General features: G+C 71.2%; 15 protein-coding genes, 1 tRNA gene and 1 pseudogene. 14 read left to right on the forward strand and 3 right to left on the reverse strand.

Features of this window, described 5'->3' with window-relative positions:
• Positions 1-6 precede the first annotated feature (6 nt).
• From JHB91_RS11785 to JHB91_RS11800, 4 genes are all read left to right on the forward strand, one after another.
• Positions 7-918: an arginine deiminase-related protein gene (locus tag JHB91_RS11785; RefSeq protein WP_199473003.1), complete on the forward strand. Its 912-nt coding sequence runs from the start codon at positions 7-9 to the stop codon at positions 916-918.
• Between the two features lie 138 nt (positions 919-1056).
• A complete protein-coding gene (locus JHB91_RS11790; protein WP_199373585.1) occupies positions 1057-1461 on the forward strand; it encodes a hypothetical protein in 405 nt (134 codons plus the stop codon).
• Between the two features lie 82 nt (positions 1462-1543).
• Positions 1544-2230: a response regulator transcription factor gene (locus tag JHB91_RS11795; RefSeq protein WP_199373584.1), complete on the forward strand. Its 687-nt coding sequence runs from the start codon at positions 1544-1546 to the stop codon at positions 2228-2230.
• Positions 2231-2279: 49 nt separating this feature from the next.
• On the forward strand, positions 2280-3695 hold the full coding sequence (locus JHB91_RS11800) for a sensor histidine kinase (protein WP_199373583.1): 1416 nt from the start codon (positions 2280-2282) through the stop codon (positions 3693-3695).
• A gap of 6 nt (positions 3696-3701) precedes the next feature.
• Here the strand turns inward: JHB91_RS11800 and JHB91_RS11805 are convergent.
• Together JHB91_RS11805 and JHB91_RS11810 are read right to left on the reverse strand one after the other, a co-directional pair.
• Positions 3702-4497 (reverse strand): annotated as a pseudogene (locus JHB91_RS11805) (M90 family metallopeptidase).
• Entirely contained in the window at positions 4464-4733 is a 270-nt protein-coding gene (locus JHB91_RS11810) for a hypothetical protein (protein WP_199473004.1), read from the reverse strand. Before JHB91_RS11810 ends, JHB91_RS11805 begins: the two are co-directional and overlap by 34 nt.
• Positions 4734-4849: 116 nt before the next feature.
• On the opposite strand from JHB91_RS11810, the gene birA reads away from it, so the two are divergent.
• The 4 genes from birA (at position 4850) to JHB91_RS11830 (ending at position 7606) form a co-directional block, all read left to right on the forward strand.
• Positions 4850-5890, forward strand: coding sequence for a bifunctional biotin--[acetyl-CoA-carboxylase] ligase/biotin operon repressor BirA (gene birA / locus JHB91_RS11815; RefSeq protein ID WP_199473005.1), 1041 nt, complete (start codon positions 4850-4852; stop codon positions 5888-5890).
• Positions 5887-6630, forward strand: a complete 744-nt coding sequence (locus JHB91_RS11820) for a type III pantothenate kinase (RefSeq protein ID WP_199473006.1) — start codon at positions 5887-5889, stop codon at positions 6628-6630. The genes birA and JHB91_RS11820 overlap by 4 nt, the downstream gene beginning before the upstream one ends.
• Before the next feature lie 9 nt (positions 6631-6639).
• Positions 6640-7497: an SPOR domain-containing protein gene (locus JHB91_RS11825; protein ID WP_199473007.1), complete on the forward strand. Its 858-nt coding sequence runs from the start codon at positions 6640-6642 to the stop codon at positions 7495-7497.
• Between the two features lie 33 nt (positions 7498-7530).
• Positions 7531-7606: transfer RNA gene (locus JHB91_RS11830), tRNA-Thr, on the forward strand.
• Positions 7607-7609: 3 nt separating this feature from the next.
• Here JHB91_RS11830 and JHB91_RS11835 read toward each other — a convergent pair.
• The gene (locus tag JHB91_RS11835; protein WP_199473008.1) at positions 7610-8152 is read right to left on the reverse strand and encodes a hypothetical protein; all 543 of its coding nucleotides are present in this window, start codon (positions 8150-8152) and stop codon (positions 7610-7612) included.
• Positions 8153-8298: 146 nt separating this feature from the next.
• On the opposite strand from JHB91_RS11835, the gene rocF reads away from it, so the two are divergent.
• The 6 genes from rocF to JHB91_RS11865 all read left to right on the forward strand — a co-directional run bounded on the left by rocF (position 8299) and on the right by JHB91_RS11865 (position 12701).
• Positions 8299-9222, forward strand: coding sequence for an arginase (gene rocF / locus JHB91_RS11840; protein ID WP_199373578.1), 924 nt, complete (start codon positions 8299-8301; stop codon positions 9220-9222).
• A gap of 154 nt (positions 9223-9376) precedes the next feature.
• On the forward strand, positions 9377-9532 hold the full coding sequence (locus JHB91_RS11845; protein ID WP_199373577.1) for an entericidin A/B family lipoprotein: 156 nt from the start codon (positions 9377-9379) through the stop codon (positions 9530-9532).
• Between the two features lie 222 nt (positions 9533-9754).
• The gene (locus JHB91_RS11850) at positions 9755-9955 is read left to right on the forward strand and encodes a CsbD family protein (RefSeq protein WP_199373576.1); all 201 of its coding nucleotides are present in this window, start codon (positions 9755-9757) and stop codon (positions 9953-9955) included.
• A gap of 142 nt (positions 9956-10097) precedes the next feature.
• Positions 10098-11435 (forward strand): tryptophan--tRNA ligase, encoded by a 1338-nt coding sequence (locus JHB91_RS11855; protein ID WP_199473009.1) that lies wholly within the window; start codon positions 10098-10100, stop codon positions 11433-11435.
• Complete coding sequence (locus JHB91_RS11860; RefSeq protein ID WP_199473010.1) at positions 11432-11758, forward strand: hypothetical protein; 327 nt, start codon at positions 11432-11434, stop codon at positions 11756-11758. The genes JHB91_RS11855 and JHB91_RS11860 overlap by 4 nt, the downstream gene beginning before the upstream one ends.
• 4 nt (positions 11759-11762) lie before the next feature.
• Positions 11763-12701 (forward strand): MBL fold metallo-hydrolase, encoded by a 939-nt coding sequence (locus tag JHB91_RS11865; RefSeq protein WP_199473011.1) that lies wholly within the window; start codon positions 11763-11765, stop codon positions 12699-12701.
• Positions 12702-12717: the final 16 nt, after the last annotated feature.

Genomic DNA, 12717 nt, shown 5'->3' on the forward strand with positions numbered 1-12717 from the left:
ACCACGATGCTGACCCGCGACACCGCCGCCTTCCTCGCGCTCGCCGCCGATGCCCAAGCGGACTTCGGTCCCGCCACCGCGCGTGCCGCGTTCCTGGTCGCGCCGGACGGCTTCGGCCACGCCGAGGAATCGGCATCCGACAACCGCTACATGGCCGGGGCCGCCGGCTTCGACGCCGCGCGCGCGTCGGCGCAGCACCGCGACCTGCAGCGCGCGCTGTCGCAGCTGCTGCCGACGATCTGCTTCCCCGGTGATCCGGAAGCACCCGACGCACTGTTCCCGAACAACGTGTTCGCGACCGCGCGCGACACCCTGGTGGTCGGCCGCATGCGCCATGCGGTGCGCCGGCGCGAGGCCGCACGGCCGGATATCCGCGGATTCTTCCGCGACGTCCTCGGTTATGCCGAACGCGACCTCTCGCCGCAGCCGCATCCCTGCGAGCTGACCGGCGCGCTGGTGATCGACCGCGCCCGCGGCCTGGGCCTGTGCGGCCTGTCGGAGCGCTGCGACGAAGCCGGCGCCCGCCTGATGCACGAAGCGCTCGGCCTGCGCGCGACGCTGATGTTCGACCTGGCGCCGGGCGAGTACCACGCCAACGTGGTGCTGGCGGTGCTCGCCGGGCGCGCGGCGCTGATCTGTCCGGCCGGCTTCGCCGATCCCGGCGTGGTGGACGCCGTCGCCCGGCTGTACGCGCCGCACGCGATCCGGCTCTCGGCGGCGGAGCAGGCCGCGTTTGCCGGCAATGCCATCAGCCTGTCGGCCGACGCGGTGTGGATGAGCGCGCGTGCCGCGCAGGCGCTGTCGCAGGCGAGCCTGGCGGCGCTCGCTGCGGCCGGGTTCGTGGTCCGCAGCGTGCCGCTGGATGCGATCGAGGCCGCGGGCGGGTCGTTGCGCTGCTGTGTCGCCGAGATCTTCTGATTGCCCCGGGCCTGAACCGCCGCATTGGCCCCTGGAAAAGTTAAGGACCAATTCACCGCCCGCTTCCGAGAATGCCTGCCTGTTCGATGCCGTACCGCTGTTCCGTGTAACCTTCTGTAATCACTTGGATTTGCACCTATGCCCGTCCGTAGCGTCCGCGCCTCCACCCTGTGCCTGATGGCCGTCCTTGCGACGGTGGCGGCTGGTGGCATGGCACATGCCGACGACGGGCGTCGCGGCGGCAAGGGCCAGGGGGGGGCGCGCAGCGCCGATGACAGCGCAGCCCGGGAGGCCGCGCAGGCCCGGCGGAGCGATTCCGACGCGCGTGGCCAGAGCCCGCGCCAGCGCCAGCGCGATGCGCTCGCCGATTCGGTGCGCGAAGCGTCGCGACGCGGCCAGGTGCTGAGCGCCGAGAGCGTTCCCTATGACGGTCGCAACATCAATCGCGTCAAGGTCATCGACGAGCGCGGCCGCGTCCGTGTGTACATGGATGATCCGCAGTCCAGCCGTCCGCTGCGCCGTACACGCGGTGACGACGACTGAATGCGCAACCTAGGTAGCATGGTGGGCATCACCGCGCCCGATGCCCCGGGCCGCCGCCGCACGCTATTTCATGGAGACGCACATGCGCATTCTTCTGGTCGAAGATGAAGCCCCCCTGCGGGAAACCCTTGCCGCGCGCCTGAAGCGCGAAGGCTACGCCGTCGATGCCGCGCAGGACGGCGAGGAAGGCCTGTACATGGGGCGCGAAGTCCCGTTCGACGTCGGCATCATCGACCTCGGCCTGCCGCGGATGTCGGGCATGGAGCTGGTCAAGGCGCTGCGCGACGAAGGCAAGCAGTTCCCGGTGCTGATCCTCACCGCGCGGTCCAGCTGGCAGGACAAGGTCGACGGCCTCAAGCAGGGCGCCGACGACTACCTGGTGAAGCCTTTCCACGTCGAAGAGCTGCTGGCGCGCATCAACGCGCTGGTGCGCCGCGCCGCGGGCTGGAGCAAGCCGACGCTGGAATGCGGCGCGGTGGTGCTCGACCTGGCCGCGCAGACGGTGACCGTCAACGGCGCCAACGTCGACCTGACCAGCTACGAGTACAAGGTGCTGGAGTACCTGATGATGCACGCCGGCGAGCTGGTCTCGAAGGCGGACCTCACCGAGCACATCTACCAGCAGGACTTCGACCGCGACTCGAACGTGCTCGAGGTGTTCATCGGCCGGCTGCGCAAGAAGCTCGATCCCGAGGGCACGCTGAAGCCGATCGAAACCGTCCGCGGTCGCGGCTACCGCTTCGCGATTCCGCGCAGCAGCGAAGCCTGAGCGGTGCGGGCGCCCGGCGGCGCCCGCGTGACGGGGAGGGGAAGGCGGCATGCCGCAGGCGGGCCATCGGAGACTGCATTGGCGGCCGCGCTCGCTGCAGTCGCGCCAGCTGCTGGCCGCGAGCATGGGCCTGCTGGCGTTCCTGGCGCTGGCCGGCTTCGCGCTTGACCGGGCGTTCGTCGACGTGGCCGGCGAAGGCCTGCGCGAACGCCTGAAAAGTTATGCCTACGCGTACGCCGGCGCCACCGAGTTCGCCCGCGACGGGTCGCTGATCGCGCCGTACGTGCCCCCGGATGGCCGTTTCGACCGCCCCGGCAGCGGCCTGTACGCCGAGATCGTGCTGCCCAACGACAGCTGGAGCTCCGGCTCGGCCCGCGGCCCGCAGTTGCCCGAAGCCGTCATGCTCGATCCGCTCGAGGAGCGCTTCGAGGGTCCGTTGGCGATCACCCGCAGCGACGGCCAGCCGGGCGAGGTGTTCCGCTTCGGTATCGGGCTGGTCGACGCGAGTCGCGGCCCCGATGCGGAATTCCCGTACGCCATCTACATCATGGAGGACGCCGGCACGCTGCCGCGCCAGGTGCGCGTGTTCCGCGCCGCGCTGTGGCGCTACCTCGGCATTGCCGGCGTGATCCTGCTGCTGCTGCAGGGCCTGGTGCTGCGCTGGAGCCTGTGGCCGCTGCGCAAGGTGGTCGCCGAGCTCAAGCGCGTGCAGCGCGGGCAGGCGCACCGCATGAGCGAGCTGCACCCGCGCGAGCTCGAGCCCCTGACCGACAGCATCAACGCGCTGGTGGAGAGCGAGCGCGAGAACCTGGAGCAGCAGCGCAACACCATGGCCGACCTCGCGCACAGCCTGAAGACGCCGCTGGCGGTGCTGCGTTCGCGGCTGGAAAACGATGCCAGCCATGACGAGCTGCGCGACGAAGTCGCGATGCAGGTGCGGCGCATGAACGACCTGGTCACCTACCAGCTGGGCCGCGGCGCCGCTGGCGGCCACAAGCTGTTCGCGGCGCCGGTCGAGATCGAGCCCCACGCGGAGCAGATCGTCCGCGGCCTGGAGAAGATCTATGCCGCCAAGGGCACGATCTGCGAATTCGAGATCGATAGCGCTGCGCGCTTCCACGGCGAGGTCGGCGACCTGCAGGAGCTCCTCGGCAACCTGCTGGAAAACGCCTTCAAGTGGGCGGGCTCGCGCGTGCTGCTCACCGTCACGCCCGGGGCCACCGCCGCCAACCGTCGCCCGGGCCTGGTGGTCGCCGTGGACGACGACGGTCCAGGCATCCCGCCCGAGCGCATCGCGCACGTGCTGCAGCGCGGGGTGCGCGGCGACGAGCGCGTGCATGGCCACGGCATCGGCCTGTCGATCGTGCAGGACATCGTGCGCAGCTACCGCGGCGAACTGGAGGTCGGCGCCTCGCCGGAGCTGGGCGGGGCGCGCTTCCTGGTCAGGCTGCCGCCCGGCCTGTAAGGCGCGTCAGGCGACCGGCGCGAACGGCGACGCGCCGTACAGGCGCCGCAGTTGCGCGGCCACCACCGGCATCTCGCGCTCGAGCATGACGGGGTCGCTGAAGTGGTACTCGCTGCAGACCGCGAAGAACTCTTCCGGCGCCTCGGCGGCGTAAGGATCGATGGCGGTGTCCTCGTCGCGGTCCACGCGCGCCGCGAACGCGTCGTAGGCCTGCTGGAAATCCCGCGCCCATTCGCGTTGCCATGCGCGCGGCAGCGGCGGCGTGCCGTCCAGCGCGCCGTCGAGCGCGTCGAGCTTGTGCACCATCTCGTGCACCGCCACGCAGTAGCCCTCGCGGGGGTTGGCGAGGTCGGAGGCGACATCGGCCCAGGACAGCACCAGCGGGCCGTACTCCCACGACTCGCCGGCCAGGTCGTCCTGCCATTCGTGCATCACCCCGGCGGCGTCGACGTGGCGGCGGTCGACGCGGAAGGCATCGGGGTAGACCAGCACCTGCGCCCAGCCATGCAGGCCTTCGGCGCCGAATTCGAGCAGCGGCAGGCAGCACAGCGCGGCGAGGGTCGCGCGCTGCGCGTCGTCGAGCGCGAGGCCGGCAAGCGGGGTGATGACCTTGTCGCGGAGGAAGAGCGCGGTCAGGCCGCGCAGGCGGTCGGCGCGCTCGTCGTCGAGCGCGGCCAGCAGCGGAATGTCACGGCGCAGTGCGCGCCACAGCGATGCATCGACATCCGGCGGCGGGCGCCGGAACAGGCGCCTGATCACGCCATGCCTTTAGCGGAACATCCCCGGCAGGAAGCTGTGCCAGCGCGGACGCGTCACCTGCGGCTCGGCGCCGCGGGTCATGACCGGCTTGTCGCGGCTGGCACGCTTGCCGACGCGCGTCGGATCGACTTCGGCCTCGTCGTCCTCGGCCTGCCCGGGGCAATCGGTGCCGCCTCCACCACCACCTGCGGCGGACATGCGTACATCGCGTGCCTGCGCCGGCAGTGCCAGCAGCGGCAGGACAAGTGTCATCACCAGAAGCGCGGTTCGGACGGACATGGCGGCAGGCCTGCACGGTGGCGGGTCGAGACCCGGATCATACATGGGATGCGCCAGGCCGGAGGACGGTTGCATGCCGGCGTTGCAGCACGCGGCACGGCCACCATAATCGACGCATGACCGTGTCCCGCCTGACCCGCCCCGCATGTGAAGACACCAGCCCCGAGCGCGCGCTGCTGCTGCGCCTGCAGGACGGGCCGGTGCCTGGCGACGTGCTGGCGCGTGAAAGCGGCCAGACCCGCGCCGCGGTGTGGAAGCGCATCGAGGCCCTGCGCGCCGCCGGCGTTGCGATCAGCGCGCGGCCCGGCCGCGGCTACACGCTGGATGCACCGCTGCAGCTGCTGGATGCCGGGGCGATCCTGGCGCGCCTGCCTGGCAACGCGCGCGCCGGCGTGGCCGGGCTCGAGGTGGCCTGGTCGATTGACTCGACCAACGCCGAATTGCTGCGCCGCGACACGCCCTCCAGCGGCGTGGACGTGCTGCTCGCCGAGCGCCAGACCGGGGGGCGCGGCCGGCGCGGTCGCAGCTGGGCGTCGCCGCTGGCAGCCAACCTGTACCTGTCGCTGGCGCGCCGCTTCGACGGCGGCCTGGCGCGGCTCGGCGGCCTGAGCCTGGTCGCCGGCGTGGCGGCGGTCGAGGCGCTGCATGCGCTCGGCTACCGCACGGTGCGGCTCAAGTGGCCCAACGACCTGGTGGTGGTGGACGAAGCCGCGCTTGCGCTGCGCAAGCTTGGCGGCCTGCTGGTCGAAGGCGGTGGCGAGCACGCCGGGCCGGTGCGCGCGGTCGTTGGCCTGGGCCTGAACCTGCGCATGCCAGCCGGCGCCGCGGCTTCGATCGACCAGCCCTGGTGCGACCTGGCGGCGCTGCCGCACGCGGCGCCACCAACCCGGGATGCGTTCGCCGCCTTGTTGCTCGCACACCTGCTGCCGGCCCTGGACCTGTTCGATCGCGATGGACTGGCGCCATTCCTTCCGCGCCATGCGGCCTGCGATGCGCTGGTCGGCCGCGAGGTCGACATCCATGCGGGCGATGGCGTGCACAGCGGCCGCGCGCTCGGCCTGGCGGACGACGGCGCGCTGCGCGTGGAGGTCGGCGGCGACGAGCGTCGTTTCCACGCCGGCGAAGCCAGCCTGCGTGCGCGCATGGCCGCGGCATGAGCGACTGGCTGTTCGACCTCGGCAATACCCGGCTCAAGCACGCGCCACTGGCGTCGGCTGCCGGGCTTGGCGAGACGATCGCCGTGAGCCACGACGGCGAGGCGTTCGCCGACGGCTGGCTGGCGGCGCTGCCGCCGCGCATCGATGTCGCCTGGGTGGCCAGTGTCGGGCCGCCGGCGCTGCGCGCGCGGCTGCTGCAGACGTTGGCGCCGCGCGCGCTGCGCGTGGTCCAGGCCACGGTGCAGCGCGAGATGGGCGGGGTGCGCATCGCCTATCCGGAGCCCGCGCGGCTCGGCATCGACCGCGCGCTGGCGATGGTGGCCGCGCATGCACGCGCGCCGGGCTGGTCGCTGGTGGTGGGCGTGGGCACGGCGCTCACCGTGGATCTGGTCGATGGCGATGGCCGCCATCGCGGGGGCCGCATCGCGCCGTCGCCCGAGCTGATGCGCGAGGCGCTGCACGCGCGTGCGCCGCACCTGCCGCGTGCCGGCGGCGACTACGCGGAGTTCGGCGTCGATACCGACGCGGCGCTCGCGTCCGGCTGCCTGGGCGCGGCGCTCGGCCTGGTGGAACGCAGCCTGCGCGAAGCCGCGGCGCTGGCCGGCGAAGTCCCGCGCGCCTGGCTGCATGGCGGTGGCGCCGCGGCGCTGCTGCCGCACCTCGTTGCCGCGACGCATGCGCCGTCGCTGGTGATCGAAGGCCTCGCGCGCCTGGCGCGACGCCCTTCGGTCGCAGGCTAGAATCCAGCCATGCCCGCGCGCGCCCTCGTCGTCCTCCTGCTCATGCTCAACTTCGGCGTCGCGACGTGGTGGCTGCTGCGTCCCGAGCCGCTGCCGCCGACACCCTGGGTGCAGCCTGCCGATGTGCCGCGGCTGCAACTGCTCGGTGAGGCCGTGGATGCCCGGCAGGACACGGCGGGCGCGGGTCCCGTGGCCGATGACGCGGCCGCCGACGGCGACGCCGCGGTTGCGGCGCAGGCGCGCGAGGCCGGCGTGATCGCCCTCGACGCGTCGGCAGGCGGCGCGTCGAATGGCGAAGCCGGCAGCCATGCAGGCGCCGCGGATGGCGGTACGCCCGTCGCCGTGGCGGCGGTGCCCGCCGCGGTGCGGGCGCCGGCGTCCGCCGCGTCGCTGCGCTGCATGTCGTTCGGTCCCTTCATCGACGCCGGGTCGGTGGCTGCCGCGCGTGCCGCGCTGCAGCCGCTCGGCGCGCAGCGGATGCGGGTGCGCGACGTGGTCGAATCGCCGCGCGGCTGGCGCGTGGTCATCCCGCCGCAGGCCGACCGCGCCGCCGCGGACGCGCTCGCGGCACGCATCCGCGAAGCCGGGTTCGATGATCTCCTGGTGGTGCCGGCGGGCGACGATGCCAACTCCATCGCCCTGGGCCGCTACGGCAGCGAATCCGCCGCGCGCCGCCGCGAGGCATCGCTGCGCAGCGCCGGATTCCCGGTGCAGGCGCAGCCCCTCGGCGACACCAGCACCCGGCACTGGCTGGACGTCGCCGCAGGTGCAGGCTTCGACGCCGCGGCCGCGCGCGGTGCGGGCGGCGCCGCCCGCGTGACCGACCTGGATTGCGCCACTTTCATCGCCGGTGGCGCGGCAGGCTAGAATGCCGCGCGCGCCCCGCGGGCGTCGCACGTTGCCGGCATAGCTCAGTTGGTAGAGCAACCGCCTTGTAAGCGGTAGGTCCCCAGTTCGAACCCGGGTGCCGGCACCATCCTCAGGCGTCGTCCATCCGGATGCCGACGTATGTGTCGCCAATGCTCACGCCGGGCGGCAGCCGGCAGCTCAACGACGTCAGCTGGTGGAAGGCCAGCTGCTCCGGGTCCGCGTCGGAGGGATAGAAGTACAGGTAGTTGTCGCCGGGGGTTTCCGATGACACGTCGACCTCGAGCGACACGTACTGGAGGTCGGGCGAACCCTCGTATCCGATCACGCCCGTGCAGCTCACCGTCTGCGGCGCTGCGACGCTGCTGCCGAAGAACATGCCGAACCACCGCACCACCTCGTCGGACGGAATGGTGCCGACCCCCGACTGCGCCATGATCGTGGTGAAGGCACAGCTCACATACGCGTCGGACGTGCCCTGGTTCACGATTGCCAGCGGCCGCTTGCGCAGGTTGGTGTCCATCACCGGCAGCGCGCCCTGGCAGAGCCCGGTGGCGTTGCTCTGGATCTGCAGGTCTTCGATTGCGGCGTTGGCGGACGGGAGCACGGCCGCGAGCAGCAGGCCGCCAACGAGCGATGGTGTAAAGACATTCATGTCGTATTCCTTTTCCTGAGGGATGCGCGCGGCCCGGGTACGTCGGCCGCACGCCGCGCGACACTCGCACACGCCGCGTCGCGGGATTGTGGACCCGGCCCGGCCGCTGCCTGATCATGGCGGCAACCGTCGTCCTGGAGTGGTCCATGCCCATCGCACCGCAGCGCGTCTCCATCTTCGGAGTGCCCACCGACATCGGTGCCGGCACGCGCGGAGCGTCGATGGGTCCCGAGACCCTGCGCGTCGCGGGGCTGGTCGAAGCCTTGCATGCCCGCGGGGTCGACGTGGTCGACCGCGGCGACCTGGCCGGGCCGCGCAACCCATGGCTGCCGCCGGACGCGGGCTACCGTCACCTGGATGAAGTGGTCGAATGGAACCGCGCGGTGATGGCCGCCAGCGCCGCCGAACTCGCCGCCGGGCGGATGCCGGTGATGTTGGGTGGCGATCATTGCCTGGCGATCGGCTCGATCACCGCGGTCGCCCGCCACTGCCGCGAGCAGGGCAAGCACCTGCGCGTGCTCTGGCTCGACGCCCACGCCGACTTCAACACCAGTGCCATCACCCCCTCGGGCAACGTGCACGGCATGCCGGTGGCCTGCCTGTGCGGCATGGGGCCGGATGTCCTGACCCGGCTCGGCGGCGATGCACCGGCGATCAGCCCGGGCGAGGTGCGCCAGATCGGCATCCGCTCGGTCGACACCGGCGAGAAGCGGCTGGTGCGCGACCATGGCCTCGACATCTACGACATGCGCTACATCGACGAAGTCGGCATGAAGCGCGTGGTCGAGGAGGCCCTCGACGGCATCGGCGCGGACACCCACCTCCACGTCAGCTTCGACGTCGATGTCCTGGACCCGTCGATCGCGCCGGGCACCGGCACGCGCGTGCCGGGCGGGGTGAACTACCGCGAGGCGCAGTTGCTGATGGAAATGATCGCCGACAGTGGACGACTGGGCTCGCTGGATATCGTCGAGGTGAACCCCGCGCTCGATATCCGCAACAGGACCGCGAAGCTCGCCGTGGACCTGGTGGAGAGCCTGTTCGGAAAGTCCACCCTGATGCGCGAATGATCGCGCGCATCGGCAAACTGAATGCATTCCTTCCACTGCAGCGTCGCGCGACCTCGATGGCGGTGAATGCACGCTCCTTTCACGCCTCGGTGGGGTCTCATGCACCCTGCGCCAGCGGACCACTCCCGCGGCCCACGACCCGAAGGAGATTCATATGAAGCGTTTGTTCGCCCTGATGCTGCTCGCCATGTTCTCGGTTGGTTTCCTGTCTGCCTGCAACACCGTCAAGGGTGCCGGCAAGGACGTGCAGAAGGTCGGCGAGAAGGTCGAGGATGCCGCCGAGGACACCGGCGCCACCGACCCGCGCTGAGTTTGCCCGACCCGCTGTTCCGGGGTGCGAAAAGGCCGGCCATGTGCCGGCCTTTTTGTTGCGCGCACGTCGCGTCGCGGCCTGCGGCCTGAACCCTTCATCGGTGTGAAAGAGCGCGCAACGAAACCTTGACCGGACGGGGACGCGCGATGCGGCAGGATGCTTGCGTGATCCGCCGCGGTGCGGCGATCGCATTCCCCCATGCAACAGAAGGTGTATCGCATGAACAAGGACATCATCGCCGGCAAGTGGACGCAGCTGAAGGGACAGGCGCAGGCCAAGTGGGGCGACCTGACCGACGACGTATTCGACGTGGCCAAGGGCGACAGCAAGTACCTGGCCGGCAAGCTGCAGGAGCAGTACGGCTGGGAGCAGGAGCGTGCCGAGCGCGAAGTCCGTGACTTCGAGAAGTCGCTGCACTGATCCAGCCGCGGTGCCTCGCCACTGATGCGCGGGGCGCGACCTGGACCGACGGGCCGGCAATCGCCGGCCCGTTTCTTCGTGCGGCGGGGCACGCGCCGCATCGCGGGCTAAAATGGCGGACCGTTCCCAGCCTGGCCGTTGAATGAGCCTCCGCGTCCTTACTGGCATCAAGCCCACCGGCGTGCCGCACCTCGGCAATTATGTCGGCGCCATCCGCCCGGCCGTCGCCGCCAGTGGCGCGCCCGGCGTGGAGAGCTTCTTCTTCCTTGCGGACTACCACGCGCTGATCAGCACGCAGGATCCGCTGCGCGTACAGCGCTCGACGCTGGAGATCGCCGCCAGCTGGCTGGCCTGTGGCCTGGAGCCAGACCGGGTCTGGTTCTACCGCCAGTCCGACGTGCCGGAGACCACCGAACTGACCTGGCTCCTGACCTGCGTCGCGGGCAAGGGGCTGCTGAACCGCGCGCACGCCTACAAGGCCGCCGTGGACCGCAACCGCGAGGACGGCGCCGACGACGATGCCGGCATCAATGCCGGGCTGTTCATGTACCCGGTGCTGATGGCCGCCGACATCCTGATCTTCAACGCGCACAAGGTGCCGGTGGGGCGCGACCAGGTGCAGCACATCGAAATGGCGCGCGACTTCGGCCAGCGCTTCAACCACCTGTACGCCACGCCGGGCGCCGAGCCGTATTTCGTGCTGCCGGAAGCCGTGGTGGAGGAGCAGGTGGCCACCTTGCCAGGCCTCGACGGCCGCAAGATGTCCAAGAGCTACGACAACACCATCCCGCTGTTCGCCCCGCGAGCCGAGCTGCGCAAGCTGATCTTTTCGATCGTCACCGATTCGCGCGCGCCCGGCGAAGCCAAGGACACCGGGGGCTCGGCCCTGTTCCAGCTCTACCAGGCGTTCGCCAGCGACGCGGAGACCGCGGCCATGCGCCAGGCCTTCGCCGACGGCATCGCCTGGGGCGAGGCCAAGGAGCGCCTGTTCGAACGCATCGATGCCGAGATCGCACCGCTGCGCACGCGCTATGAAGCGCTGATGGCGGACCCGGCGGCCATCGAGCGCACGCTGCGCGCGGGTGCCGCGCGCCTGCGTGAGCGGCACGCGGCGCCGTTCGTCGCGCGCCTGCGGCATGCGGTCGGGCTGCGTGACCTGTCCGCGCTCCACACCACCGCGGAGCATGCGGCGGTTGCCGCCGCGGCGCCCCCGGTGTTCAAGCAGTACCGCGAGGCCGACGGACGCTTCCACTTCAAGCTGGTCGATGGCGAGCGGCTGTTGCTGCAGGGTGACGGCTTCGCTTCGCCGCGCGACGCCGGCCAGCTGGTCGCGCGCCTCAAGTCCGGCGATGGCGTCCTGCTGGTGGCCGATGGCGGCCGCGTGCGCCTGGGCGAGGTCGACGTGGGCATGCTCGGCACCGATGTCGATGGCGACGCGCTGCGTGCCGCGCTCGCGCGCTTCGCGGAAGATGCGGCATGACCGCACTGGTGGAAATGAACCTGGCGCTGATCCTGTTCCTGCCGTGGTTCCTGATCCTCGCGGTGCTGTTCTGGGTGTATCCGCGGCAGCCGCGCGGTGTCGGCCGGCGGCTGTTCGACATCGCGTCGCTGCTGCTCGCGGTCGCGGCGTTCGTCGCCAGCCTGTACTGGGCGCATGCCACCGCCGACAGCAGCCATGGCCGCATGTGGCACCAGATCCTCGCCACCGCGGTGGGCTACGGCGTGTTCCTGGCGGTGATGACGGTCGCGTTCTTCGTGCGCATGCGGCTGTTCGGCAGGCGTCGGACCGCACGCGGAGGCTAGATGCATGGTCACCATCATCGACACCGGCTTCGGCGAGCGGCCGGACTTCTGCGCGGCCTACCTGCTGGTCGAAAGCGGGCGCGCGGCGCTGATCGACTGCGGCACCCTGCACAGCGTGCCGCGCATGCTGGCGGCGCTCGACGCTGCCGGCGTCGCGCGGGACGCGGTCGACCATCTCATCGTCACCCACGTGCACCTCGACCATGCCGGCGGTGCCGGCGCGCTGCTGCGCGAGCTGCCCAGTGCACGGCTGGTGGTGCACCCGCGCGGCGCGCCGCACATGGTCGATCCGGCCAGACTGATCGCCAGCGCGCGCCAGGTCTATGGCGACGACTTGTTCGACCTTGCCTATGGCGGGCTGGTGCCGGCGCCCGCGGCGCGCGTGGTCGAAGCCGCCGATGGCGAGGTGATCGATCTGGCCGGCCGGCCGCTGCTGCTCGCGCACACGCCGGGCCATGCGCTGCACCACCTGTCGGTGTGGGACGCGCGCACGCGCAGCTGGTTCAGCGGCGACATCTTCGGCATTTCATACCGCGAGTTCGACGTCGACGGCCGTCCGTTCGCGATCCCGACCACCTCGCCGGTGCAGTTCGATCCCGCGCAGATGAAGGCGTCGGTGCAGCGCATGCTCGCGGAGTCACCCGAGGCGTGCTTCGCCACCCATTACGGCCGGGTTGCGGACGTAACGCGTGTCGGCGCCGGGCTCATCGAGCAGGTCGATGCGATGGTGGCGATCGCGCGCGCGCTGGACGACGCGCCGGACCGCCATGACGTGTTGAAGCGCGAGCTGACCGCGCTTTACATGGAGCGCGCGCGACGCCACGGCGTCGCCGATGCGGAGGTGCAAGTGCCCGCGCTGCTGGAGATGGATATCGAGCTCAACGCGCAGGGCCTTGCGGTGTGGCTGGAGCGCGAGCGCAGGCAGGCGCCGCAGGCGGTCTGAGGCGCGCGGCGCCGCG

It is taken from the genome of Luteimonas sp. MC1828 (genome assembly GCF_016461615.1).
In the GTDB taxonomy this organism is placed as follows: domain Bacteria; phylum Pseudomonadota; class Gammaproteobacteria; order Xanthomonadales; family Xanthomonadaceae; genus Luteimonas.

Bases quoted from the DNA above. Each gene is read 5' to 3' on its own strand.
- JHB91_RS11800 (WP_199373583.1), top strand. From the start codon at position 2,280: ATGCCGCAGGCGGGCCATCGGAGACTGCATTGGCGGCCGCGCTCGCTG.
- JHB91_RS11790 (WP_199373585.1), top strand. From the start codon at position 1,057: ATGCCCGTCCGTAGCGTCCGCGCCTCCACCCTGTGCCTGATGGCCGTC.
- JHB91_RS11865 (WP_199473011.1), top strand. From the start codon at position 11,763: ATGGTCACCATCATCGACACCGGCTTCGGCGAGCGGCCGGACTTCTGC.
- rocF (WP_199373578.1), top strand. From the start codon at position 8,299: ATGCCCATCGCACCGCAGCGCGTCTCCATCTTCGGAGTGCCCACCGAC.
- JHB91_RS11845 (WP_199373577.1), top strand. From the start codon at position 9,377: ATGAAGCGTTTGTTCGCCCTGATGCTGCTCGCCATGTTCTCGGTTGGT.
- JHB91_RS11850 (WP_199373576.1), top strand. From the start codon at position 9,755: ATGAACAAGGACATCATCGCCGGCAAGTGGACGCAGCTGAAGGGACAG.
- JHB91_RS11820 (WP_199473006.1), top strand. From the start codon at position 5,887: ATGAGCGACTGGCTGTTCGACCTCGGCAATACCCGGCTCAAGCACGCG.
- JHB91_RS11825 (WP_199473007.1), top strand. From the start codon at position 6,640: ATGCCCGCGCGCGCCCTCGTCGTCCTCCTGCTCATGCTCAACTTCGGC.
- JHB91_RS11795 (WP_199373584.1), top strand. From the start codon at position 1,544: ATGCGCATTCTTCTGGTCGAAGATGAAGCCCCCCTGCGGGAAACCCTT.
- JHB91_RS11810 (WP_199473004.1), bottom strand. From the start codon at position 4,733: ATGTCCGTCCGAACCGCGCTTCTGGTGATGACACTTGTCCTGCCGCTG.
- JHB91_RS11860 (WP_199473010.1), top strand. From the start codon at position 11,432: ATGACCGCACTGGTGGAAATGAACCTGGCGCTGATCCTGTTCCTGCCG.
- birA (WP_199473005.1), top strand. From the start codon at position 4,850: ATGACCGTGTCCCGCCTGACCCGCCCCGCATGTGAAGACACCAGCCCC.
- JHB91_RS11855 (WP_199473009.1), top strand. From the start codon at position 10,098: ATGAGCCTCCGCGTCCTTACTGGCATCAAGCCCACCGGCGTGCCGCAC.
- JHB91_RS11785 (WP_199473003.1), top strand. From the start codon at position 7: ATGCTGACCCGCGACACCGCCGCCTTCCTCGCGCTCGCCGCCGATGCC.
- JHB91_RS11835 (WP_199473008.1), bottom strand. From the start codon at position 8,152: ATGAATGTCTTTACACCATCGCTCGTTGGCGGCCTGCTGCTCGCGGCC.